Origin of the sequence: Tahibacter soli, assembly GCF_025717065.2 — a bacterium.
In the GTDB taxonomy this organism is placed as follows: Bacteria; Pseudomonadota; Gammaproteobacteria; order Xanthomonadales; family Rhodanobacteraceae; genus Tahibacter; species Tahibacter soli.
This window is the reverse complement of record NZ_JAOVZO020000023.1, coordinates 572,395-596,060: the sequence shown is the minus strand read 5'-3', so window position 1 is coordinate 596,060 and position 23,666 is coordinate 572,395. Positions and strand designations below refer to the sequence as shown.

General features: G+C 62.8%; 17 protein-coding genes. 2 read left to right on the top strand and 15 right to left on the bottom strand.

Annotated elements, in window-relative coordinates; translation table 11 throughout:
- Positions 1-538, bottom strand: a 538-nt coding sequence (locus tag OD750_RS27425) for a hypothetical protein (RefSeq protein WP_263542445.1), incomplete at its 3' end; no start/stop codon positions are given.
- Positions 539-937: 399 nt separating this feature from the next.
- Positions 938-2,158, bottom strand: a complete 1,221-nt coding sequence (locus tag OD750_RS27420; RefSeq protein ID WP_263542446.1) for a 50S ribosomal protein L11 methyltransferase — start codon at positions 2,156-2,158, stop codon at positions 938-940.
- Between the two features lie 452 nt (positions 2,159-2,610).
- Here OD750_RS27420 and OD750_RS27415 point away from each other — a divergent pair, with 452 nt between their 5' ends.
- Positions 2,611-3,294 (top strand): transposase, encoded by a 684-nt coding sequence (locus tag OD750_RS27415; protein WP_263542447.1) that lies wholly within the window; start codon positions 2,611-2,613, stop codon positions 3,292-3,294.
- Between the two features lie 89 nt (positions 3,295-3,383).
- Here the strand turns inward: OD750_RS27415 and OD750_RS27570 are convergent, their stop codons facing one another.
- From OD750_RS27570 to aptA, 9 genes are all read right to left on the bottom strand, one after another.
- The gene (locus OD750_RS27570; protein WP_425508268.1) at positions 3,384-3,677 is read right to left on the bottom strand and encodes an IS3 family transposase; all 294 of its coding nucleotides are present in this window, start codon (positions 3,675-3,677) and stop codon (positions 3,384-3,386) included.
- Between the two features lie 87 nt (positions 3,678-3,764).
- The gene (locus tag OD750_RS27410) at positions 3,765-6,836 is read right to left on the bottom strand and encodes an anti-phage protein (protein WP_263542448.1); all 3,072 of its coding nucleotides are present in this window, start codon (positions 6,834-6,836) and stop codon (positions 3,765-3,767) included.
- Between the two features lie 761 nt (positions 6,837-7,597).
- Positions 7,598-8,968: a dihydropyrimidinase gene (gene hydA / locus OD750_RS27405; RefSeq protein WP_263542449.1), complete on the bottom strand. Its 1,371-nt coding sequence runs from the start codon at positions 8,966-8,968 to the stop codon at positions 7,598-7,600.
- 24 nt (positions 8,969-8,992) lie between these two features.
- A complete protein-coding gene (locus tag OD750_RS27400; protein WP_263542450.1) occupies positions 8,993-10,492 on the bottom strand; it encodes an NCS1 family nucleobase:cation symporter-1 in 1,500 nt (499 codons plus the stop codon).
- 175 nt (positions 10,493-10,667) lie between these two features.
- Entirely contained in the window at positions 10,668-11,942 is a 1,275-nt protein-coding gene (gene preA, locus OD750_RS27395; protein ID WP_263542451.1) for an NAD-dependent dihydropyrimidine dehydrogenase subunit PreA, read from the bottom strand.
- Positions 11,943-12,476: 534 nt separating this feature from the next.
- A complete protein-coding gene (locus tag OD750_RS27390; RefSeq protein WP_263542452.1) occupies positions 12,477-13,862 on the bottom strand; it encodes an NAD(P)-dependent oxidoreductase in 1,386 nt (461 codons plus the stop codon).
- 48 nt (positions 13,863-13,910) lie between these two features.
- Positions 13,911-15,170: a Zn-dependent hydrolase gene (locus OD750_RS27385; RefSeq protein ID WP_263542453.1), complete on the bottom strand. Its 1,260-nt coding sequence runs from the start codon at positions 15,168-15,170 to the stop codon at positions 13,911-13,913.
- 85 nt (positions 15,171-15,255) lie between these two features.
- Positions 15,256-16,761 carry a CoA-acylating methylmalonate-semialdehyde dehydrogenase gene (locus OD750_RS27380; RefSeq protein ID WP_263542454.1) on the bottom strand — a complete coding sequence of 502 codons (1,506 nt, stop codon included), beginning with the start codon at positions 16,759-16,761 and terminating at the stop codon, positions 15,256-15,258.
- Between the two features lie 10 nt (positions 16,762-16,771).
- Entirely contained in the window at positions 16,772-18,130 is a 1,359-nt protein-coding gene (gene aptA, locus OD750_RS27375) for an omega-aminotransferase AptA (protein WP_263542455.1), read from the bottom strand.
- A gap of 708 nt (positions 18,131-18,838) precedes the next feature.
- Between aptA and OD750_RS27370 the strand changes: the two genes are divergently transcribed.
- Complete coding sequence (locus OD750_RS27370) at positions 18,839-20,125, top strand: amidohydrolase family protein (protein WP_263542456.1); 1,287 nt, start codon at positions 18,839-18,841, stop codon at positions 20,123-20,125.
- 37 nt (positions 20,126-20,162) lie between these two features.
- Here the strand turns inward: OD750_RS27370 and OD750_RS27365 are convergent, their stop codons facing one another.
- The 4 genes from OD750_RS27365 to OD750_RS27350 form a co-directional block, all read right to left on the bottom strand.
- Complete coding sequence (locus tag OD750_RS27365; protein ID WP_263542457.1) at positions 20,163-20,846, bottom strand: hypothetical protein; 684 nt, start codon at positions 20,844-20,846, stop codon at positions 20,163-20,165.
- A 16-nt stretch (positions 20,847-20,862) separates the two neighbouring features.
- Positions 20,863-22,407 carry an EAL domain-containing protein gene (locus OD750_RS27360; RefSeq protein ID WP_263542458.1) on the bottom strand — a complete coding sequence of 515 codons (1,545 nt, stop codon included), beginning with the start codon at positions 22,405-22,407 and terminating at the stop codon, positions 20,863-20,865.
- Between the two features lie 177 nt (positions 22,408-22,584).
- On the bottom strand, positions 22,585-23,397 hold the full coding sequence (locus OD750_RS27355; RefSeq protein WP_263542459.1) for a hypothetical protein: 813 nt from the start codon (positions 23,395-23,397) through the stop codon (positions 22,585-22,587).
- Complete coding sequence (locus OD750_RS27350) at positions 23,394-23,666, bottom strand: hypothetical protein (RefSeq protein ID WP_263542460.1); 273 nt, start codon at positions 23,664-23,666, stop codon at positions 23,394-23,396. The genes OD750_RS27355 and OD750_RS27350 overlap by 4 nt, the downstream gene beginning before the upstream one ends.

Below are 23,666 nucleotides of genomic sequence, written 5' to 3'. Positions count from 1 at the left end.
GAACATCTACTTTTCGGTAGTGACTTGCTCGAATTTTTCCACGCAGCTTGCCCATCAGCTCTCGCAAATCGGAATACTGTCCAAAAACCCGATGCGCCACGTCGATCACTTCGTCGTCTGTTGCTTGCGGGGTTAATCCAAGCGCTCTCCGAAATTCCGGCTCCAGGGTGACGAGCTTAGCCCTAAGGCGCTCAATGAGCTCAAGCCTATCAGCACGCTGCCTCTCGCGCTCGTTCTGCCTTCTCGCGTGCTTATCAATTTCTTTAGCTTCTTTAATCTGGAGTTGACTCTTAAGTGTGGCGACTTCTTTTTCGTGATCGCTCCTGATTTTCTCGAGCTCGTTAAAGTTATTTTTTCGAATTTCTTCAATGTCATTCTGCAAAGTACGATTGTTCTGAAAATTAACACGAGCGGATCGCATGGCTATTAGGAATGCAAAAAAGCCATTAACCGTAATGCTTGCAAGTGCTGCGATTAATGCAGCGAGTACGTACGGATTTATATGAACAAATCCGAGGTCGACGTCGGTAACGTGCATATGCAAACCTCCGGGGTGTCAAATTGGCGGAAGCCGCGTTGAGTCAATGGTAAATCATGACGATCCCGTCCTTCCCGACAAGGGGCCGCCTCTCACCGACAAAGTTCTTTGCGGTGCATAACGTCAACAGCGACCAACGACGTACGAAGACTCTTGATGAGCTGAGTGAGGTGTGGGCTTTCGTCCATACACGAACACCCCGTTCGCCGCCTGCTGGGTTCGAACGGTGGATATCCTCGTTCGCGGAATACCAACAACGGATTGCTCCGAGCACCAGCGGTAGAGCGTCGTGTCCACTCCGCGACTGACCGGATCCCGGGTACCTAAGTACCCGGTTTTCGGACAGGCTTCGGTGCCGACAGCGTTGGTGTGCGTCCCTCTGCCCTCGATCGAAGCTGGCTAAGAGATTTTCCTTTTTAAAACATATATATAATAAGTCTCGCGCTCGGACCTGCTCTCAAATTGTGAGTGTAGTGACGCCTGCAAGCCAGCGATTCTGAAAAACATTTTTATCTCTTCAGTAAATCCAGAATTTCCGTACGCCAGATATATCTTGCCCCCACTATCCAGCAATAGCGCGGCACCCACAATCATTTTAAATGTGGTTTCAAGGTCAATCAGAAAAATCTTTCTTAGGCCACGCTCGATAACGTGATTATGGCTTTCGGCCGTAAATGGCATGTTAATTAAAATAAAGTCAAATCGTCGAAACGATTGAACATTGTCGTAGATGTTTGCGCCGGCTCGCAAAAAGTGAACTGTCTCGGGATTGAGTTTGTTTTTTGAAACGTTAGCGCGGGCCCTTATCAGCGCATCGTCATCGATATCGATTCCGATGGCCAGTTTGGCGTTTCGCTTGGCCGCACAGATTGCATAGAAGCCACACCCAGTGCCTACATCAAGAACTGTCTTGCCGTTGAGTCGTGGATTTTCATTGATAAATGCGTCGTATAACTTGGTGCTTATGCTACCAGCCCCGGGATGAAAGCCGTCCTGAGATATCTCGAAGGTGCAGCTGTCATGCGAAAAGGTCGTTCCTGCCAGTCGGGAAAGTCTCTTGTTGACGCTCTTGAAAAAATCCGGGGGAAGCAGTCGATCTATATCGGCTCGCTTCTTGAGGTAGCCGCCAATTTTTCCATCTGAGAAGTCTGACAGGCGCGTTAGGTGCCAGTCGGCTCCATTTACTCCCAACTCACGATTTCTTGATGGCCCTAGATATCCGCCTTTGAATCTTGGTGAATGGCCGCTTGTATACAGCCTGAGCATGCAGACGCCCCGGCGGGCGCCGTTGCTGTTGTTCTCCCATGTTCCGGTAAATATTTGATTGTTCTTGTCAATAAGCGTTAGCGAGAAAGAGAAATTGAACTCATCGCTGTGGCAAAAAATTGGTGCCGCGGTGATTCTGTAGTTTCCTTTTGCGCTGACCTCAAATATGTTGATGATCAGGCTTTCTTTATTGTTGTCCGGACTTCTAGCATCGCTGAAATAGTATCCTTCGCACCCGACGAGTTTGCTCCGAACGAATCTAGATGGAATTATGTACTCGACAATTAATTCCTTGGCAATTTGGTAAACGCCGCCCGCGTTAGCTATCCATTCGATGATGTTCTTAATATCCATGGGTTTCCTTAGTCGCAAGCTCGTTTTTTCTAGGCCGAGCAACCGCACTCGCGGCCGCTGTAACCGGGTATAAGTGAGTCGTCTGCTACGAGAGTCGCCTTCCTCCCACCTGAGACGGCCAGTCGACCGGGCCTCGTCTCAAGTCCTGGACCACTCCGTCACGATGCTCGCCCCTGCAGCCACGGAAGGGCTTACCGCATGCACGTCTCACCCGTCTTCGAGCAGTCCTGGCGTGAAGCGACTAACGACGTACAGAGACTACTGATGGGCTGCTGAGTGAGGGTGTGGGCTCCCATCCGCGTGCACGAACGCGCCTTTCGCCAACCGTCAGGGTTCGAAAAGGTGGATGTCCTTCGGGAACGATAAACTTCCCCACACGACTGCTTAAGGGCGCCTCGAAAAACCTCCCACATTGTCGTAGGTTCGTAGCCGCCCCCCTGAGGTAAGCCAGCATGATCAGCCTGTTTGCCGGAGAAGAACGCTCGGCCAAGCGCGATCGACTGGGTGACCCGCTGCAAGTACTGGATCGGCACATCGACTTCGCGGCACTGGCCAAGGCGGTCGATGCGAAGCTGGTGATCGGCGATGCCGGTCGCGGCGGTCGTCCGCCGTATCCGACGGAGCTGATGATCCGGTTGCTGGTTGTGCAGAACTTGTACAACTTGTCGGACGATGCGATGGAATACCAGTTGCTGGATCGGGCGAGCTTCCAGCGCTTCGCCGGTCTTGAGCAAAGTGGTCGAGTGCCGGACGCCAAGACGTTGTCGCTATCGATGCGTTCGACGCTAGCCACGAACGCGGATGGTCGGGTCGCTGGGACGTCAGGAACTCGGAAGGCACCCGCCCCGGATGGGACGGGTGCCGTAGCCGCGCGATCAGCGGCGGGTGAGGACGAGACGGCCGTGGCGGATGCGGACGGTGATGTCGTCGCCCGGCGCAAAGCCGGCGGCGGTGAGCCAGTGACCGCGAAGGCGGATGTACGAAACGTCGCAGGCGGCGACGTTTACGCCGCGGGTGTAGTGGATCTTGCCGACCCGGACTTGGCGGGTGGAGGGGCTGCGGGAGGTACGCTTGCGCTTAGCCATGGGGCTTACTCCAGAGGTGGCCTTGTGGTTAGCGAACGGCGTGGGTCATGACCGCGCCGTTCGCGCTTTTGCCCCTCAGCGTTTGCTCGCTGTGGGCGACCCTCCGGGAGCCCCGCGCGCAGGGCCGTCAAGGATTCGGTTTACCGAACTTGCGCAGTCCTTGACGGCCCGAGCACGGGGGTATGCTGAGACGACCATAGCGAGCAATTGTATTGCGCGGGATGCTGCGAGCTTTTTAGGTGTCCACGAAGCTGGATGTCCACGAAGCTGCTCTCCCGTTCCACTGGGTGCCGCCGCCGGCGTCGGCGTAGCGTCAATGCCTGCTCGCGGTACAAGCGCCGTCTTCGCCTGTGATTGATCACGTGGCCCTCTTGTCGGAGCTGGCGATGCAACTGCGGGCAGCCCCAGGCCGGGCGGGCTTCGGCCAGATCCATCAATCGCTGCGTGATGCGAGCATCCGTCACGGACCTTCCCGATCTGCACTCCTCTGGGTCGAATAGAACCACCTTTTATTAAGGCTTCTAGTTAAGCTTGCGACCACTATTCGAGTATGCGATTTTGTGCTGTTGAGTTAGAGAAATTTCCAGGGTCGATGCGAGCCATTGCATGTCAGATTCCGACGTTCTAAACATATATAGGCGAGTCAAAACAAGCAGTTTGATTATTCGACTTGCAAGTAAGTCACTTTTTTTGTCTTGATAGAGTTCGGCCAGCTTAGCTCGGGGAATGTCTTTAGCCGAGTCAAGAGCTACGGCAAGAGCTAGTAGCCGGTAAGCGTTGGATTTCGCGGGGGCACCGATTTCGAGTGATCGCTTTTTCTCTACGACGTCAGAAATGTCGTCCACCAAAGCTTCTGCGTTTACGCTTGCAGCGGCATGGCTGAGTATGCCCACTGAAATAGACTCGACCATCTCGGCTAGGAATCTACGCGCCAACTTTTCCCTCTTCTGAACATCCATACTGCTTCCGGAATCTTCAATGGCTTTTTTTACGCGCGCGACAAGTTTGTCAGCGCTTTCAAGCATGTCCTGATAAAAGCATCTTAGCGTACGCAACGAACCGTCGAAGAGCGACTCTATAAGTTGAACTTTGTGTGGTCGCCGGATTGTCGAGTACTGGTTCTTTAGGATCTGGCCGAGAATTTCTGTGGTCTTGAAAAGCATAACGACCTGCGATCCTAAACTTCTCTGTTCTGAATTCTCTTCTGTTTCCATTAAACCGTCGTTGTCGCCCTCTTCCTCGTCGATTTTATCCAACTCCTTATTTTTTTCTTCCCGGTGCTGGACCGGAGAGCCTCCTTTATAGACTAGAGCCGGGGCGTCAGAAATCAAATTATCAACTTCCCTGGTGTCACCGTCAAAACTAATTTCTTTGAAGTTATCGAACAGCTTGGACATTGCGGCACTGATGGAGTCTAGAAGCCATCTGCTTGTTGCATGGTGTGCGAGAAATAAAATCGTATTTGCATAATCTCTGACGTACAGGTGCGAGCAACAATGGGCGATGTAAGCCTTAATGTCTTCGTCGTCAATATTTGCACTAAGATACCGCCCCCTCAAGTGGTAGAAAATATAGGGGTACCTGAACTCATACTCGTCTCCGAACGCGACCAGAACCCTTGCGCGCAGAAGAATATCGATTTCTTTGTCCAAGTCGACAGAGAAATAATCATCGGCGAAACGCCGATTAAACTTCCGTAGCCCAGCTCTATCAATTCTTTGAGAAGGCCCATTTTTAAATTCCCAGGCCAAGTTAGTTGCATACTGAAAGTGCTCCCCGAGCCTGGATTTGGGCACACCCGCATTAAGTAGTGCTTCGTACAGAAGAAAACTATAGTAGTGCCCTAGCGAACTCTCCTTCAGGTCGGCGCTTTTTCCTGCAGAAACACTCTGTAGTAGCGTGAGAAGATAAAGCGGCACAGAAGGGATTAGCGATTTTCGCATGGCAACTGCAATAAGGCGCTCGGCTTTGTCGCACTCGCTAATAAGCTCAGCATCTCCGATATTTTTCCCACCAATAGAAATCCACCGCTTGACGAGTTCGGACCGTCTGCTGTAACCAAATGGCTGTATGTCATAGCGTTCGAATTCGACCAGATCGGCTGAATTATTCTCTTCCAGCAGTTCTTCTAGCCCATAATTTCCCGATATAACTATCACCACGTGGTCAGCGATTTTCTTGAGGTGTGACAAGACCTCGGCGCGGCCCTGAGCATCTACGACCTTCGATTCGTCGATGTCGTCAACCAGGAGTATCTTTTCTTTCCTTGATTTCTGGGAGACAAGAACCCTGTCATGCTCATCGTACTGTTCGCGTATTGTTGAATCGATTAGTTCGTCGACATGCTTTGATGTCGCTCGCTGAATGTTGCTACCACGAATAAGAAGCGGCGCGAAGCCTTGGTCCAAGTACGAAAGAAACAGTTGGTATAGAAGACTGCTACTTCCCGTTCGTTCGTCGCATTTTAAAATGACCCCCTTGCGGGTTTCGGCGGGCTGTCGAAGTGCTTTGGAATTAATAAATTCTGAAGTTTTTCCCCGTTCATTGACTTTTCGCAGATCCGGGTACACAAAAATATCTTGGAGAGTTAGCGGCGATGTTGTGTCTGGGTGCGAGATAGCCCCCGCATCTTGCAGTTTTCTGCGGAAGTCCGCCGAAGGTTCAAGCCGGCCGGTTCTCACGCTGGGCAGATCCCAGACCTTGGGTGGAGTTAACGGTCGGTAGGAGTCTCCGGCGTACTCGAACCGCAAATGGCTTAAGTTCATCGAATCTAGATCTAGCTCCAGCAGGAAGAATCCCGTGCCCCGGAGATCTAAGCCTTCTTGCAGAACGCAACCTTCAACATAGACGCTTTTTCCTGACTCAGTCTCGTCTATTGAACCAACATTGCCCTCGTGCTCGTGGCCGCTGATTAAGATGCTTCCGGTTTCTCTGAGAAACTTTCGGAAATCTCGGTAGCCAGCTTGATTGAACCAATTCAACGGATGATGAAATACAATAATTCGCACGTCAGAGCTTTGTGACGACACTGAATCTCGATAGCGATCCACTGGGAAATGAAGATTCTTGTCTTCTTTGATTTTAGAAACCCAAGCGACATTCAATGCGTCAAAAATGATTTTTTTATTTTTTATTTCGATCGATACGGTCCGCCAGAGCCGATCTCCGCTCGGACTTTTCCATGACTCTAAGCTTTCCCTAAATTTAAAGAATTCCTCTTGGATTCTGGTGCAGCTTTTGATAACGGAATCGTCAACGGCCCCCGTCTGCTGTAGTGCTGCTATATTGTTGTTTCGAGATTCATTATTTGCCTGGAAGTTGCAATCATGATTTCCGGGGCAAACTAGAAAATCGACTTCACATCGAGATTCTTTTCTAATTCTATTTCTCAAAGCCCCGAGAAATGATTTGGCCAGTGCGTATTCGCTCTTGGAGCCTGAAAATGCAACATCCCCTGATATTACAATTACGATATGGCTCGCTTTAGGAACATATCCGTTCAGCGAATTCGCAATCGCGTCGGCTTTTTTGAGGATCGGGTCTGACGCGCCTTTTATATGTATGTCCGACAGGTGAATAAGCATCAATGACATTGTTACCCCCTGGGCTGACCAAAACTGCAAGCAACGCTGGCAAGTAGCGTCTTGCTCGGTCTAGGCGACTCGAACTACTAACTACCAGCATAGCTTTATGGAAATTGCATAGTAGCTTTGCACCGCCGAAGTATTGTTGCCAGATGGCAAACCAAGACGATGCTACCTTGGTCGGGCAATTGTCGTACGGATGGTGGCGCAAGCCATTGCAATTGTCGATGCAAGTTTGGCTCGCTATCAGTTCAGCAGAGTTTCGCCATCTCTAGCAGGGTTGAGCTTCCATAGCGGCAACAGGAGATTTGTGTTACCCGATTCGTTCACAACCAATGAGCGCGGTTACGCCCTCTGCTTCGACCCAGCCACTGTCGTCTACGGAGCGGAAGTTTGACGCGAAACTGCCTTAGCTTCATATGCAATCCATTCGTTAGATCTGTTATGGAGACTCCGCTACAGGGGCCTTAGCACTGAATATGAGCGATATTCTTCGGGCCGGGTTTGCCTACATATCTGCTAGATCTTCAGCCCCAACCCCCGCCTCCCCAACGCATTCGCCTCAAAATAAGCCGCATTCAACGGCCGCGGCAGATACCGCCCCGCCCCCCGCTCCGCTCGCAACTCCCCGTCATCCCACACCACCTTCCCGCCCGCAATCGTCCGCCGCGCCACCCCACGCACCTTACTGAGTGACTCCGAGCTAGGTTTCCAGGCAGCCTACTTGGCCCCTCGCATCCTCAACGCATTCGCCTCAAAATAAGCCGCATTCAACGGCCTCGGCAAATACCTCCCCGCCCCCGCTCCGCCCGCAGCACCCCGTCATCCCACACAACCTTGCCCGCGGCAATCGTCCTCCGCGCCACCCCGCGCACCGTCCGCCCTTCGAAGATATTGAAGTCGACGTTCTGGTGATGCGTCTTCGCGGAAATCGTGCGCTCGCCGTTCGGGTCCCATAGCACGAGGTCAGCATCGGCCCCCGCCTCCACCGCGCCTTTGCGCGGGTGCAGGTTGAAGATCCGCGCCGCGTTCGTCGACGTTACCGCCACGAATTCGCTCGGCGTCAGCCGCCCCGTGTTCACGCCGTAGTGCCACAGGATCGACATGCGGTCTTCGATGCCGCCGCAGCCGTTCGGGATCTTCGTGAAATCGTCCTTGCCCGCCGCTTTCTGCGGCGCGCAGAACGTGCAGTGGTCCGTGGCCGTCGTGTGCAGGTGTCCCGCCTGTAGCCCTTTCCACAAGGCGTCCTGGTGTTCTTTCGCGCGGAACGGCGGGCTCATGACGTGCGCGGCGGCGCGGGTGAAGTCGCTGTCCTGGTATACCGAATCGTCGATGACGAGGTGGCCGGCCAGCACTTCGCCGAAGACGCGCTGGCCTTCGCCGCGCGCGCGGGCGATCGCTTCGAGCGCCTGCTTGGCGGAGTTGTGCACGATGTACAGCGGCACGCCGATCACTTCGGCGATGCGGATCGCGCGGTTGGCCGCCTCGCCTTCCACGGCCGGCGGTCGCGACAGCGGATGGGCTTCGGGGCCGGTGATGCCGGCCGCGAGCAGTTCGCGTTGCAGCTGGAACACGAGTTCGCCGTTTTCGGCGTGCACGGTCGGCAGCGCGCCGAGTTCGAGCGCGCGCCGGAAACTGTTCACCAGCACTTCGTCGTCGGCCATGATCGCGTTCTTGTAGGCCATGAAGTGCTTGAAGCTGGCCACGCCGTGCTCGCGCGCGAGGATGCCCATCTCTTCGCGCACGCTCTCGCTCCACCACGTGACGGCCACGTGGAACGCGTAGTCGCCCGCCGCTTTCTCCGCCCAGCCGCGCCACGCGCGGAACGCTTCGAGCAGCGACTGCTGCGGGTTCGGGATGACGAAATCGATGATGCTCGTCGTGCCGCCGGCGAAGCCCGCCGCGGTGCCGGTGTAGAAGTCGTCGCTCGCCACCGTGCCCATGAACGGCAATTCCATGTGCGTGTGCGGGTCGATGCCGCCCGGCATCACGAGCAGGCCGCCGGCGTCGACGACCTCCGCGCCGGGCGGCGCCTCGAGGTCGGGTCCCACCGCGGCGATCTTGCCGTCGACGCACAGCACGTCGGCGCGGTAGCTGTGGGTGGTGTCGACGACGGTGCCGCCGCGGATCAGCAGGGACATGCAATTACTCCGTTGTGATGCGCCTCAGGCGCGCGCGGCGCCGGCCACCGGCGCGCGCTGCGGCGCGAATTTCATCATGAGCCAATAGACGAGCGCCGAGATCGCGAGCCCGGCGAACCACGCGTAGGTGTAGATGACCTTGAACGCGTCCGGCACGCCGGAGAACGTCTGCGGGAACGCGGCGTTGAGGAAGCCCGGCAGGTTCGGCAGCACGCCGAGCGCGAGCGCGATCGCCGCCGCCGGATTCCAGCCGCCGCGATACGCGTATTCGCCGCGCTCGGAGAAGAGCGCCGCCGTGTCGAGCCGCGTGCCGCGCAAGAAGTAGTAGTCCACGAGCATGATGCCGGCCACCGGCCCGAGCAGCGCCGAGTAGCCGATCAGCCAGGTGAAGATGTAGCCATTGGTGCTTTCGAGAATCTTCCACGGCATCGCGAGCAGCGCGATGAACGCCGTGATCAGCCCGCCGGTGCGGTAGCTGATACGCTTCGGCGACAGGCTCGCGAAATCGTACGCCGGTCCGACGAGATTCGCCGCGAGGTTGCAGCACATCGTGTCGAGCGTTAGCACGACGAGCGCGATGCCGACGCCGATGCCGGTGAAGCGGCCGGCGAGATCGACCGGATCCCAGATCGCCTTGCCGTAGATCACGACGGTCGCCGACGTCACGACCACGGACATCAGCGCGAGCAGCCCCATCGGCACCGGAAGGCCGATGGTCTGGCCGACGACCTGGTCTTTCTGCGAGCGCGCGAAGCGCGTGAAGTCCGGGATGTTGAGCGCGAGCGTCGCCCAGAAGCCGACCATCGCCGTGAGCGACGGCCAGAACACGGCCCAGAACTGCCCCGCCTTCGCGCCGCCTTCGACGAACGCCGACGGCTGGCCCATCATCGTGCCGAAGCCGCCCGCGTTGTTCAGCGCCCACGCGACGAGCGCGAGGCACATGACGATTTTCACCGGTGCCGAGATGGTTTCGAGCCAGCGGATCGACTCGGTGCCGTGCAGCACGAAGTACAGCTGCAGCAGCCAGAACGCGAGGAAGCAGACGAGCTGCCAGCCGTTGATGCCGAGCAGCGGCAGCGGATCGGCGTGCAGCGCGTTGCCGGTGATGATGTTGAGCAGCGTGTAGATCGCGAGCCCGCCGAACCAGGTCTGGATGCCGTACCAGCCGCACGCGACGATCGCGCGCAGCAGCGCGGGCAGCCGCGCGCCGCGCGTGCCGAACGACGAGCGCACGAGCACGGCGTACGGGATGCCGTATTTCGCGCCGGCGTGGCCGATCAGCAGCATCGGCACGAGCACGATGGCGTTGCCGAGCAGCACGGTGGTGACGGCCTGCCACGGCGACATGCCCTGGTCGATGAGACCCGCCGCGAGCGTGTACGACGGAATGCACATCACCATGCCGACCCACAGCGCGGCGTAGTGATACCAGGTCCAGGTGCGCTGTTCGGGTGTCGTGGGCGCGAGGTCGTCGTTGTACAGCGCGCCCCGTTCAAGTCCAGCGTGTTCGAGATCGTGGTTCATCAGGCCCCCAAGCCCCTATGATTTAGCCCTCTCCCCCATCTGCGATGGGGGAGAGGGTTGGGTGAGGGGAAACGCCTCGCAGTGCCGAAACGTCGGTGTACGACATGGCCTCGCCCCCTCACCCCAGCCCTCTCCCCTGCGGCAAAGCCGCAGGGGGAGAGGGAGTCGAGCAAGTCTACGCAGGCTCGCCCGTCTTGCGCATCGGGTTGTTCTCGTGCGTCGTCCAGTTCGCGTAGCCGCCGGTGTCGACGCGTTCCATCGTGATGCAGTTGTCGACCGGGCACACGTGCATGCACAGGTTGCAGCCGACGCATTCGTCGTCGATCACCTCGAAGTGCCGCAAGCCGTTTTTCTCTTTCGCGATGGCCTGGTGCGCGGTGTCTTCGCACGCGATGTGGCACAGGCCGCACTTGATGCAAAGGTCCTGGTCGATGCGCGCCTTGATGTCGTACTTGAGGTTGAGGAACTGCCAGTCGGTGACGTTGGGCACGGCCTTCGCGCGGAAATCCTCGATGCTCTTGTAGCCCTTCGAGTCCATCCAGTGCGACAGCCCGTTGATCATGTCGTCGACGATGCGGAAGCCGTAGTGCATCGCCGCGGTGCACACCTGCACCGTGCCGGCGCCGAGCGCCATGAATTCGGCCGCGTCGCGCCAGTCGCCGATGCCGCCGATCGCGGAAATGGGCAGGCCCTTCGTCTGCGGGTCGCGCGCGATCTCGGCGACCATGTTCAGCGCAATGGGCTTCACCGCCGGGCCGCAGTAGCCGCCGTGCGTGCCCTTGCCGTCGACCGTGGGCGTCGGCGCCATGAGGTCGAGGTCGACCGAGACGATCGAGTTGATCGTGTTGATCAGCGACACGGCATCGGCGCCGCCGCGGAACGCCGCGCGCGCCGGATGGCGGATGTCGGTGATGTTCGGCGTGAGCTTCACGATGCACGGCAGCTTCGAGTGCTGCTTGACCCAGCGCGCGACCTGCTCGACGTATTCCGGCACCTGGCCGACGGCCGAGCCCATGCCGCGTTCGGACATGCCGTGCGGGCAGCCGAAGTTGAGTTCGACGGCATCGGCGCCGGTGTCCTCGACCATCGGCAGGATGTATTTCCACGACGCCTCGTCGCAGGGCACCATCAGCGACACGATCATCGCGCGATCGGGCCATGTGCGCTTCACCTCGCGGATCTCGTCGAGGTTTACCTGCAGCGGCCGGTCGGTGATCAGCTCGATGTTATTGAGGCCCGCGATGCGCTGGCCGTTCAACGTCACCGCGCCGTAGCGCGAGCTGACGTTGACGACGTGCGGGTCGAGCCCGAGCGTCTTCCACACGACGCCGCCCCACCCGGCCTCGAACGCGCGGTGCACGTTGTAGGCCTTGTCGGTCGGCGGCGCGGACGCGAGCCAGAACGGGTTCGGCGAGCGGATGCCGACGAAGTTGGTGGTCAGGTCTGCCATGGGGTGTCGCCTCTGATCGTCATTCCAGCCTTCGCACGTTGCTTGCTGGGTTTAATGTGCACAGTGCTGTGGAGTTAACTTTCCTGCAAACGCAACTAAGACCTCGGCGTCGCCCCTCACCCAACCCTCTCCCCCAAGCGAGCTTGGGGGAGAGGGTTAAAACGCGAGGCGCCTGACTTCATTAAATGTGCACAGTGCTGTGTGATTAACTTTTCTGCAAACACAACGAAGACCTCGGCGTTGCCCCCTCACCCAACCCTCTCCCCCAAGCGAGCTTGGGGGAGAGGGCTAAAACGCGAGGCGCCTGACTTCATTAAATGTGCACAGTGCTGTGTGATTAACTTTTCTGCAAACACAACGAAGACCTCGGCGTTGCCCCCTCACCCAACCCTCTCCCCCAAGCGAGCTTGGGGGAGAGGGCTAAAGCGCGGGGCGCCCGACTTCTCCCTCTCCTCCAAGCTCGCTTGGGGAAGAGGGCCGGGGTGAGGGGGCGACGCGCACGATCGCCTCGGGTTCCGGTTCTCGCCACGACGACTACGCCGGCACCGCCGCCGCGACCGCCTTCGTCGCGTTCGCCGACACCACCCGATGGATCGCCTGCGCCGCGCGCTTGCCGTCTTCGACCGACTGCACCGTAAGATCGACCTTGCCGCCGACGCAGTCGCCGCCGGCGTACACGCCCGGCAGCGAGGTTTCGTAATCGGCGTTGACGACGATGCGGCCCTTGTCCACGGCCAGCAGCTCGCCGCCCGCGCCCGCCGCGAGCGGCACCAGCGCCTGGCCCACGGCTTTCAGCACAAGATCGGCCGCCACGACGAAGCGGTCGCCGCTGCCCATCAAGCGGCCGGCCGCATCGAGCTGCGTGTATTCGAATTCCACGCCGGTCGCCGTGCCGTCGACGGCGACGATGCGCTTGGGCTGCGCCCACTTGATGAAGGCCACGCCTTCGGATTGCGCGAATGCCTGCTCGACCGGCGTCGCGCTCATCGACTCGGTGCCGCGCCGGTACACGAGCGTGACGACTTCGGCGCCGAGCTTCTTGCTCTGCACCGCCGCATCGATCGCGGTATTGCCACCGCCGATGACGACGACGCGACGGCCCACCGGCATCTGCGCGAGGTCGGCGGTCTGGCGCAGCTGCGCGATGAAGTCGACGGCGTTGCGCACGCCAGCGACGGCTTCGTCGTCGATGCCGAGCGCGTTGACGCCCGTGAGGCCCAGGCCCAGGAACACCGCGTCGTAGTCGCGCCGCAGATCGGTGAGCGCGAGATCGTCGCCGAGCCTGCGCCCGAGTTTCATCTCGATGCCGCCGATCGACAGCAGCCAGTCGATTTCGCGTTGCGCGAAGCCCGGCACCTTGTACGCGGCGATGCCGTATTCGTTGAGGCCGCCCGCCTTGGGAAGCGCGTCGTAGATCGACACGCGATGGCCGGCGCGCGCGAGCGCGTGCGCACACGAAAGCCCCGCCGGGCCGGCACCGACGACGGCGATCCGGCGGCCGGTATCGGGTGCACGTTGGAACAATGTCGCATTGTCGTCATAGACCCAGTCGGTTGCGTAGCGCTGCAGCGCGCCGATGGCGACGGGCTCGGACTCGCCGGTGTTGCGCACGCAGCTGCCTTCGCAGAGGATTTCGGTCGGGCAGACGCGCGCGCACATGCCGCCGAGAATATTCGCGCCGAGGATGTCCTGCGCGGCGCCGCGCAGGTTGTCGGTCGTGATGCGCTTGATGAAGCTCGGGATGTCGATGCCGGTCGGGCACGCCTGGATGCACGGCGCGTCGTAGCAGTAGTAGCAGCGCTGCGCGGCGATCAGCGCGCGCCGGCGGTCGAGCGGCGGTGCGATGTCGTCGAAGTTGTGCGTCAACGCTTCGGCGCTGAGCCGGCCGGAGGCGATGTCGCCGGTGTCTTTGCGGGGCATTCTTTCTGGCTCCTGGGGTACGCCTGGGAGTGGATTTCTCAAGAAGTATCAGCTTTGCGCGCGCTCGAGCATCGCATGCAGCAACACGTTCGCGCCGGCTTCGATCCATTCCGGCGTCGCGTCTTCGATCTCGTTGTGGCTGATGCCGCCGACGCACGGGACGAACACCATCGAGGTCGGCGCGACCTGCGCGAGATAGCACGCGTCGTGGCCCGCGCCGGAAACGATCTCGCGATGGCTGTAGCCGAAACGCTGCGCCGCCGCGCGCACGCTCGCGACGCAGTCGGCGTCGAACGCGACGGGCTTGTAGTAGAAGATCTGCTCGAGCTTCGTCAGTTCGAGCTTTCCGGATTCGGCGATCTGCGCGACGGCGGCGCGCAGGTCGGCATCCATCTGCGCGAGCACCGCGTCTTCGGGATGGCGGAAGTCGATCGTGAAGAACACGCGGCCGGGAATCACGTTGCGCGAGTTCGGATGCACCTGCACCATGCCGACGGTCGCGCAGGCATACGGCGCGTATTTCAAGCCGATCTCGTTGACGGTCTGGATCACGCGCGCGGTGCCGAGCAGCGCGTCGCGGCGGCGCGGCATCGGCGTCGGGCCCGCGTGCGATTCCTGGCCGGTGAGCACGACTTCGTACCAGCGCTGGCCTTGCGCGGCATGCACGACGCCGATGGTCTTGCCTTCGGCTTCGAGGATCGGGCCCTGTTCGATGTGCAGCTCGAACGCGGCGTGGATCGGCCGTCCGCCGCACGGAATGTCGCCGGCGTAGCCGATGCGCTTCAATTCCTCGCCGACCGTCTTGCCGTCGACGTCGGCGCGCGACAGGCCGTATTCCTCGGTGAACACGCCGGCGAAAACGCCGGAGGCCACCATCGCCGGCGCGAAGCGCGAGCCTTCTTCGTTCGTCCAGATCACGGTTTCGATCGCGCGCCGTGTGCGGATGCCGCGGTCGTTCAAGCTGCGGATCACTTCGAGTCCGCCGAGCACGCCGTAGATGCCGTCGAAGCGGCCGCCGGTCGGCTGCGAGTCGGCGTGCGAGCCGGTGACCACCGGCGGCAGGCTGTCGTCGATGCCGGCGCGCCGCGCGAAGACGTTGCCCATGCGGTCGACGGTGATCGTGCAGCCGGCCTCTTTGGCCCAGCGCACGAACAGATCGCGGCCCTGCTTGTCGAGATCGGTCAGCGCCAGGCGGCACACGCCGCCTTTCGGCGTGGCGCCGATCTTCGCCATTTCCATCAGGCTGTCCCACAGACGCGCGCCGTTCACGCTGAGCGCGTCGGTTTCGGATTGGTATGCGACGTTCATCAGTGCCCTCCCCGTATAGCCCTAAGCCAAGCGCAAAGCGCGCCTGTCACCACTCATCGGTCTGCGCCGCCAAAGGCGCCCGCACTCAACCGCTCGTCGGCATCACGAACTGCGCGCCCGCGCGGATGCTCGCCGGCCAGCGCGTCGTCACGGTCTTCAGGCGCGTGTAGAAGCGCACGCCTTCGGGTCCGTAGATGTGATGGTCGCCGAACAGCGAAGCCTTCCAGCCGCCGAAGCTGTGGAACGCCATCGGCACCGGAATCGGCACGTTGATGCCGACCATGCCGACCTGGATCCGGTGCACGAAATCGCGCGCCGCGTCGCCGTCGCGCGTGAACAGCGCGACGCCGTTGCCGTATTCGTGGTCGTTCACGAGACGCACCGCCTCGTCGTAGTCCTTCGCGCGGACGATCGACAGCACCGGCCCGAAGATTTCCTCTTTATAAATCTTCATTTCGGGACGCACGTGGTCGAACAGGCAGCCGCCGAGGAAGAAACCGTCCTCGCAGTCGGGCACGCGGTGGGCGCGGCCGTCGACGACGAGCGTCGCGCCTTCGGCAACGCCGATGTCGACGTAGCCGCGCACCTTTTCGCGGTGCGCCGCGCTGATCAGCGGGCCCATGTCCATGCCGTCGGCGTCGCCGCGGCCGATCTTCAGGTCGCGCACGCGCTGTGCAAGTTTCGCGACGAGCGTGTCGGCCACGCCGTCGCCCACGGCAACCGCGACCGAGATCGCCATGCAGCGTTCGCCGGCCGAACCGTAGCCGGCGCCCATCAGCGCGTCGGCGGCCTGGTCCAGGTCGGCGTCGGGCAGCACGACCATGTGGTTCTTCGCGCCGCCGAGCGCCTGCACGCGCTTGCCGTGCGCGCAGCCGGTCGCGTAGATGTAGCGCGCGATCGGCGTGGAGCCAACGAAGCTCACGGCCTTCACGTCGGGATGTTCGAGCAGCGCGTCGACGGCCACCTTGTCGCCGTGCACGACGTTGAACACGCCGTCCGGCAGGCCGGCCTCGCGCAGCCATTCGGCGAGCAGCAGGCTCGCCGACGGATCGCGCTCGGACGGTTTCAACACGAACGTGTTGCCGCAGGCGATGGCGATCGGCGCCATCCACAGCGGCACCATCGCCGGGAAGTTGAACGGCGTGATGCCGGCGACGACGCCGAGCGGCTGGCGCAGGTTGTGCGAATCGACCGCTGCGCCGACGTTCTCGGTGACTTCGCCTTTGAGCAGCTGCGGAATGCCGCAGGCGAATTCGATGCATTCGATGCCGCGCGCGACTTCGCCGAGCGCGTCGCTGTGCGTCTTGCCGTGTTCGGCCGTGATCTGCGCGGCGAGCGTTTCCTGCCTCGCCTCCACGAGTTCGCGAAACTTGAACATCACGCGCGCGCGGCGCAGCGGCGGCGTCGACGCCCATGCGCCGAACGCGGCCTTCGCGGCGCGCACGGCGTCGTCGACCTCGGCCGGCGTGGCGAGCGGCAGCGCGGCGGTCTTCTCGCCGGTCGCGGGGTTGTATACGGGGCTCGTGCGTGCGCCTTCCGGGGTCACGCGCTGGCCGCCGATGAAGTGCGGAATCTTGACGGTGGTGAGCATGCGGGTCTCCTCAGGCGACGGCGCGGATGGATGCGCGCACCGCTTCGATCATGCGGTGCAATTCGTCCGGCGTGGTGACGACCGGCGGCGCCATGGCGATGGTGTCGCCGGTGAAGCGCAGCAGCATGCCGCGCTTGAGTCCTTCCTCGAACAGCCGCAGTCCGCGCAGGCCGGGCTGGCCCGGCAGCGGCGACAGTTCGACGGCCGCGGCGGCGCCGCAGTTGCGGATGTCGATCACGTTCGGCTCGCCCTTGAGCGAATGCGCGGCCTCTTCGATCTGCCTGCCCAGCGCGCCGAAGCGCTTCGGCACTTCTTCTTCGTGCAGGATGTCGAGCGTCGCGTGCGCCGCGGCGACGGCGAGCGGATGGGCGGAATACGTATAACCATGGAAGAGTTCCACCATGTGCTCCGGCCCGGTCATGAACGTGTCGTAGATGCCCTGGCGCGCGATGACGCCGCCCATCGGCACGGTGCCGTTATTCACGCATTTGGCGAATGTGATCAGGTCGGGCACGACGCCGAACGCCTGCGCGCCGAACCAGTCGCCCATGCGGCCGAAGCCGCAGATCACCTCGTCGAAGATCAGGAGGATGCCGTGCTTGTCGCAGATCGCGCGCAGACGGTTGAGATAGTCGACCGGGGGTACGACGACGCCGACGGAACCCTGCATCGGCTCGACGATGACGGCGGCGATCGTGGACGCGTCGTGCAGCGCGACGATGCGCTCGAGGTCGTCGGCCAGATGCGCGCCCCACGCCGGCTGGCCGCGCGAGAACGCCATTTCCTTGAGGTTGTGCGTGTGCGGCAGGTGGTCGACGCCGGGGATCATCGCCGGCGCGAACATCTTGCGGTTCGCGACCATGCCGCCGACGGAGATGCCACCGAAGCCGACGCCGTGATAGCCCTTCTCGCGGCCGATGAAGCGCGTGCGCGACGCCTCGCCGCGCAGGCGGTGGTACGCCAGCGCGATCTTCAGCGACGTGTCGACGGCTTCGGAACCCGAGTTGGTGAAGAAGACGCGGTTGAGGTCGGCGGGGGCGACGTCGGCGAGACGTTCGGCGAGACGGAAGCTCTCGGGGCTCGCCACCTGGAACGCCGGCACGTAGTCGGCGATGTCGAGCTGGCGCTTCACCGCTTCGACGATCTTCGGATGCCCGTGTCCGAGCGAGCTGCACCACAGCCCCGACAGACAGTCGAACAGCTGCTGGCCTTCGACCGTCGTGTAGTACGCGCCCTTCGCGGATGCGAGCAGGCGGTCCATCGGCCGCTTCGTCTTGAAGTAGCGGTTGTGCGTGAACGGCATCCAGTACGGATCGAGATTGAGATCGGTAGCGGCGAGCGGCGCCGGCGAGTGGGCTGCGTGATTCATGGATGTCCTGTCTGGATGCGTTACGGCCGTGCGTGTTCGAGCGCCCGCGCCGTGGCGCGGGGAATGGGCGAAAGGCCGCATGCCCGGCAGTGCTCCGCCGTGGAGTACCGCGTGCGTTGGTCCGTTCGCCCGGACCCGCCGCGGCGCGAAGCGTCGGGCGGGTGGTGCATCCTGCGCCGCCGGCGGAACGCCTCGGGCGCATTCGACGAGGCCGTTTCGTCGTGCGGGATCAGGTAACGGCCCAAGGTTGCACTTGTAGATCGGGGTTCGTCAACGGCCTCGGCCGGCCTGCGGTGCTGTTCGGAACAAAGGCATACGAGCGGGGCGCATCGCGTTGCGGATGCGGCGACGAAGACCTTGGCGTCGCCCCCTCACCCCGGCCCTCTCCCCCAAGCAAGCTTGGAGGAGAGGGAGAAGTCAGGCGTCTCGCGCTTTAGCCCTCTCCCCCAAGCAAGCGTGGAGGAGAGGGAGAAGTCAGGCGCCTCGCGCTTTAGCCTCTCCCCCAAGCAAGCTTGGAGGAGAGGGAGAAGTCAGGCGCCTCGCGCTTTAGCCCTCTCCCCCAAGCTCGTCTTGGGGGAGAGGGTTGGGTGAGGGGCGGCGCGCACGATCGCGTCGGGATGCGGTTTTCGCTGCCCGGGCGGACGCTCTTCCCCGCGCGCCCCGACCGCGCTAGCGTCGCGCTTTCCGCCCGCTGACGACGACAAAGCCATGGACCTGATCCTGCGCCACGCCAACCTCCCCGACGGCCGCCGCGACGTCGACGTCGCCGTGCGCGACGGCCGCATCGCCGCCGTCGCGCCGCGGCTCGACGCGACGGGGGCGCAGGAGATCGACGTCGCCGGCCGTCTCGTGTCGCCGCCGTTCGTCGACGCGCACTTCCACATGGACGCGACGCTGTCGCTCGGCCTGCCGCGGCGCAATCGCTCCGGCACGCTGCTCGAAGGCATCGCGCTGTGGGGCGAGCTGAAGCCCGACCTGACGCAACAGGCCGTCGTCGATCGCGCGCTCGCCTACTGCGACATGGCCGTCGCGCAGGGCCTGCTCGCGATCCGCAGTCACGTCGACATCTGCGACGACCGCCTGCTCGCCGTCGACGCGCTCGTCGAAGTGAAGCGCCGCGTCGCGCCGTACCTCGACCTGCAGCTCGTCGCGTTTCCGCAGGACGGCCTGTTCCGCTCGCCGACCGCCGAGGCGAACCTCCTGCGCGCGCTGGAACGCGGCGTCGACGTCGTCGGCGGCATTCCGCATTTCGAGCGCACGATGGCCGACGGCGCGGCGTCGGTGCGGCGCCTGTGCGAGATCGCCGCCGAACAGGGCCGCCTCGTCGACATGCATTGCGACGAGTCCGACGACCCGCATTCGCGTCACATCGAGACGCTGGCCGCGGAAACGCATCGGCTCGGCCTGCACGGCCGCGTCGCCGGGTCGCATCTGACGTCGATGCACTCGATGGACAATTACTACGTGTCCAAATTGCTGCCGCTGATGCGCGAGTCCGGCGTCGCGGCGATCGCGAATCCGCTGATCAACATCACGCTGCAGGGCCGCCACGACACGTATCCGAAACGCCGCGGCATGACGCGCGTGCCGGAGATGATGGCGATGGGCATTCCGGTCGCGTTCGGCCACGACTGCGTGATGGACCCGTGGTACTCGTTCGGTTCCGGCGACATGCTGGAAGTGGCGCACATGGCGATCCACGTCGGCCAGCTGACGTCGCAGGCCGCGATCGACGCGTGTTTCGAATCGGTCACGACGACGCCGGCGAAGATCCTGCACCTGCCCGGCTACGGCCTCGACGCGGGCTGCCGCGCCGACCTTGTCGTGCTGCAGGCCGCCGATCCGTTCGAGGCGATAAGACTCAAGGCGAACCGCCTGCTCGTGCTGCGCGCCGGCAAGGTGATCGCGCGCAGTCCCGAGCGGCTGACGACGCTGACGCTGCCCGGCCGACCGGAGACGATCGGGCTCGAGTTCGCGGCGGGCAGCATCGCGTAACGCGGTCGCGGCGACGCCGGGCCTGCGCCTGCGCGCCCTACCCGCCGCGCACGATCGCTTCGATCATGAGCGCCGTGCGCGCGACCGACGCGACACCGGCGTTCGCGTCCTGGCCGATCACGACGATGCGCTGCCGCGCCACGCCGCTCTGGATCAGCACGCGCGCGAGCGCGAGCGCGCGCCGGTCCGACGGTTGCGACGGCTCGCCGTCGCGCACGAGCACCGAGACGAACGTCGCGCGGTATTCGACGAGAACGCGCGCCAGCGCCTCGAGGCGCTGCCGGCCCGCGGCGTCGACCTGGTCGGCGCCGGACGCGAAGCCGAGCAGACCCGACAGGTCGATCACGATGCGATCGGCCTCGCGCGCGATGTGCGCCGACTTGCCGACCTCCTGGCGCAGGCGTCCGTGCAGCACGTCCAGCGTGTAGCCGACGTCGTCCGGTGCGAGCGTGTTGGCCGCGTTCTTCGCCAGCGCCTGCTTCAGGCGCGTCTTTTCGTTTTCGTAGCCGGCCGGCGGCAACACCTTGACCTCCGGTGCCGCGGACGCCTTCGCGACCGGCGGCTTTTTCGTCGCCGGCGCCACGGCCTGCGCGGGTGCGACCGGTGCCGCGACGGGCGGCTTCGCGGCCGGCGTCGGCGGCGCGGCGGGACGCGGCGCGCGTGTCGCGCACGCGCTCAAAGCGAGCGCGACGGCGAGTAGCCCGCAGCAGTACGGGCGCATGCCGGTACGATGCCTCTTACGCGGTGCGGCGACGACGCAGAAATTCAACGTAGCCCTCCAGGTCCAGCGGTTTGCTGTAGTAGTAGCCTTGCCCGAATGCTACGCGATGTTCCTGCAGCCAGCGTTCCTGTTCCGCCGTTTCGACGCCTTCGGCGACCGTCGCGAGGCCGAGCGACCGCGCCATCTCGATGACGTGCACGATCACCTGGCTGGTCGCCGCCTCCTTGCCGATCGCGTCGACGAACGACTTGTCGATCTTGAGTACGTCGAGCTCGAACGTCTGCAGATACGACAGGCTCGAGTAACCCGTACCGAAATCGTCCACGGCGACCTCGTGGCCGCGACGGCGAAAGTCGCGGATCAGCGCGCGCGAGGTGTTGCTGTTGACCAGCGCGCGCTCGGTGATCTCGAGCTTGATCGCGTCCGGCGGCAGGCCGGCGGCCGCGAGGCTCGACGCCAGCGTCGTGCCGACGCGTTCGTCCTGCAGGTCGGCGGGTGCGAGATTGAGATTGACGGCGATGCCGGGAAATTCGCGGCGCAGCTGCGTGAGGTCGCGCACGGCGATGCGCATCACGGCGAGCGTCACGTCCTGGATGAAGCCGGCTTCTTCGGCGAGCGCGATGAAGACGTCGGGGCGCATGACCTCTCCGTCGTCGCGCGTCCAGCGCGCCAGCACTTCGGCACCGATGCAGTGCCCGGTGGCCAGCTCCACGACCGGCTGGTACTGCACACGGATGTGCTCGCCGGCCACGGCGCGTCGCAGCTCCGTCGCAAGGCTCAGCTGATGCCGCGAGTAGCGCAGGATGAGCAGGAACCACAACGCGACCAGGACCAGCCCGAACGCCGCGCCGGCGATGAGCGTGGACGCATGCCGGTTCCACACGCTGTCGAGCGGCTCGACCGCGATCACGTCGATCGGCAGCAGGTCGTTGCGCGAAAAGCGCGACACCACGACGCCGTTGCCGCGATCGACGGTCACGCCGGCGCTCACCGCGTCGGGCACGGGCAGCTCCGCGTCCCAGGGCGAGGCCGCCAGACGCAGCTTCTCGACCCACAGGCCGGCGCGGCGCTGCTGCAAGGGGCCGAGGTCGAGCAGCAGGCGCGGGTCGATCGCCACGTCGTGGTCGCCGTAGCGCATGAGGAACAATTGCACACCGCCCACTTCGGTACTTTTGTTCGGCCACCAGGCGATGACGCCGGTGTCGTAGATGCGGTCGGCACGCGCGGGCTTGAGTCCTTCCGGCGGCAGGAAGCCGACGCCGCAGCGACGCTCGCTCGCCTGCCAGTAGCCGATGGCGCGGATGTAGGGGCGCGAGACGGCGGCCTGCTGCAGGGTGCGCAGGTGGTCGGCGGAACAGCGCGGAGCGTCCGAGCGGTCGAAGCCGGCCAACAGATCGCGCGTGTCGACGAAGATGCCTTCGGCACGCTGTCCGAGCGACGCGGCGAGGCTGCCGGCATAGGCCGTCTCGGTCGCGACGGATTCGCGCCAGACCACCCAGCCGATCGCCGCGAACAGCAGCACGCCGCCGACGAGGGCGGCGATGGCGGAACCGAAGAGCACCCTGTCGCGACGGCGCATAAGGCGTCGAGGATATCAGAAGACATCGACGCCGCAGGCCGCGCTTTCGACGACAAGCGGACCGGAGCGTGGCTCGAACAAATACGCGAAGCCGCAATGGTTGCTTTCGCGACTCTTCGGCGCTTTGGACTTGTGCCGCCCGGGCCTGCGCGACTTGCGCTACTTGTTGATCACCGTCACCGTCAACACGCCCATCAGCTGCGAAGCGCTGCCGCTGCTGACGTTCGCGGGGCTGGTGCCGGCCGCGCCGTTGACCGCTCTGACCTGAAACGTGTGGTTGCCCGCCGGCAGCGTGTAGGTGCGGTCGATCGACCAGTTCGCGATCAGCTGACTGAGCGCGGCCGTGTTCGCGATCGAGAGCCGGCGCTGCCCGCCCGTGATCGACACCGCACCGTCGACGAACAGACCGATGTCGACGACCGAGTACGACGTCGACGTCGCCCCGGTGCTCTGCACGCCGCCGTCGCTGTGCACGTGCACGACGCTGTTATCGGGCACGTAGACCGTCTGCGTGAGTCCCGGAATCAGCGTGTAGGTCGACGTCGCGGCGGTGACGACGAGCTGTCCGGTGCCGTAGACCTCGTACACGCCCTGGCCTCGCGTGCTGCCGTTCAACACGTACTGCGCGACCGGCGCGGCATTCACCGCCTGACGCGGCAGCACCGGCGTGCCGTTGACCGTGACCTGCAGCCACAGCTGGTTGCCGGTGAATGCGCCCGGAAAATCGAGATCGATCGTGAACACGCCCTGCGCCACCGGGTACTGCGGCTGCGCCAGCGTGGCGCCGACCTGACTGCCGGCCACGGCGTCGTCGAACAGCGAAAACGTCAGGTCGTAGTTCCCGTTCGCCGGCTGCCCGTTGGCGCTGAGGCTGCCCTGGTAGGTGAACGCGGTCGATTGCGGCGTCACCGCGAACACCGCGCCCGATGCGGCGGCCAGGAGCAACACGCAGAACGCCGGCAGAAATTTCATGGGCAGGCCTCGAAACCGCTGAAGAAAAGATCGTCGCCGGATTGACCCGGCGCCATCGCGCGAAAGCCCGCGGACAGCGCATGGCCGGCGTTCGTCGCGTGGCCGGCGGCCGGTTCGCCGACGGTTGCGCGCACGCGATAGCAGCCGTTGCTCGACGCGGCCGACGAACCGTTGGCCACGATGTGCGCGTCGATCGCATAGGCGATCGCGGGCGTTGCCGTCGGCTCGCTCGCGCTGACGATGTCGACGTCGCCTGCGAGGCAACCCAT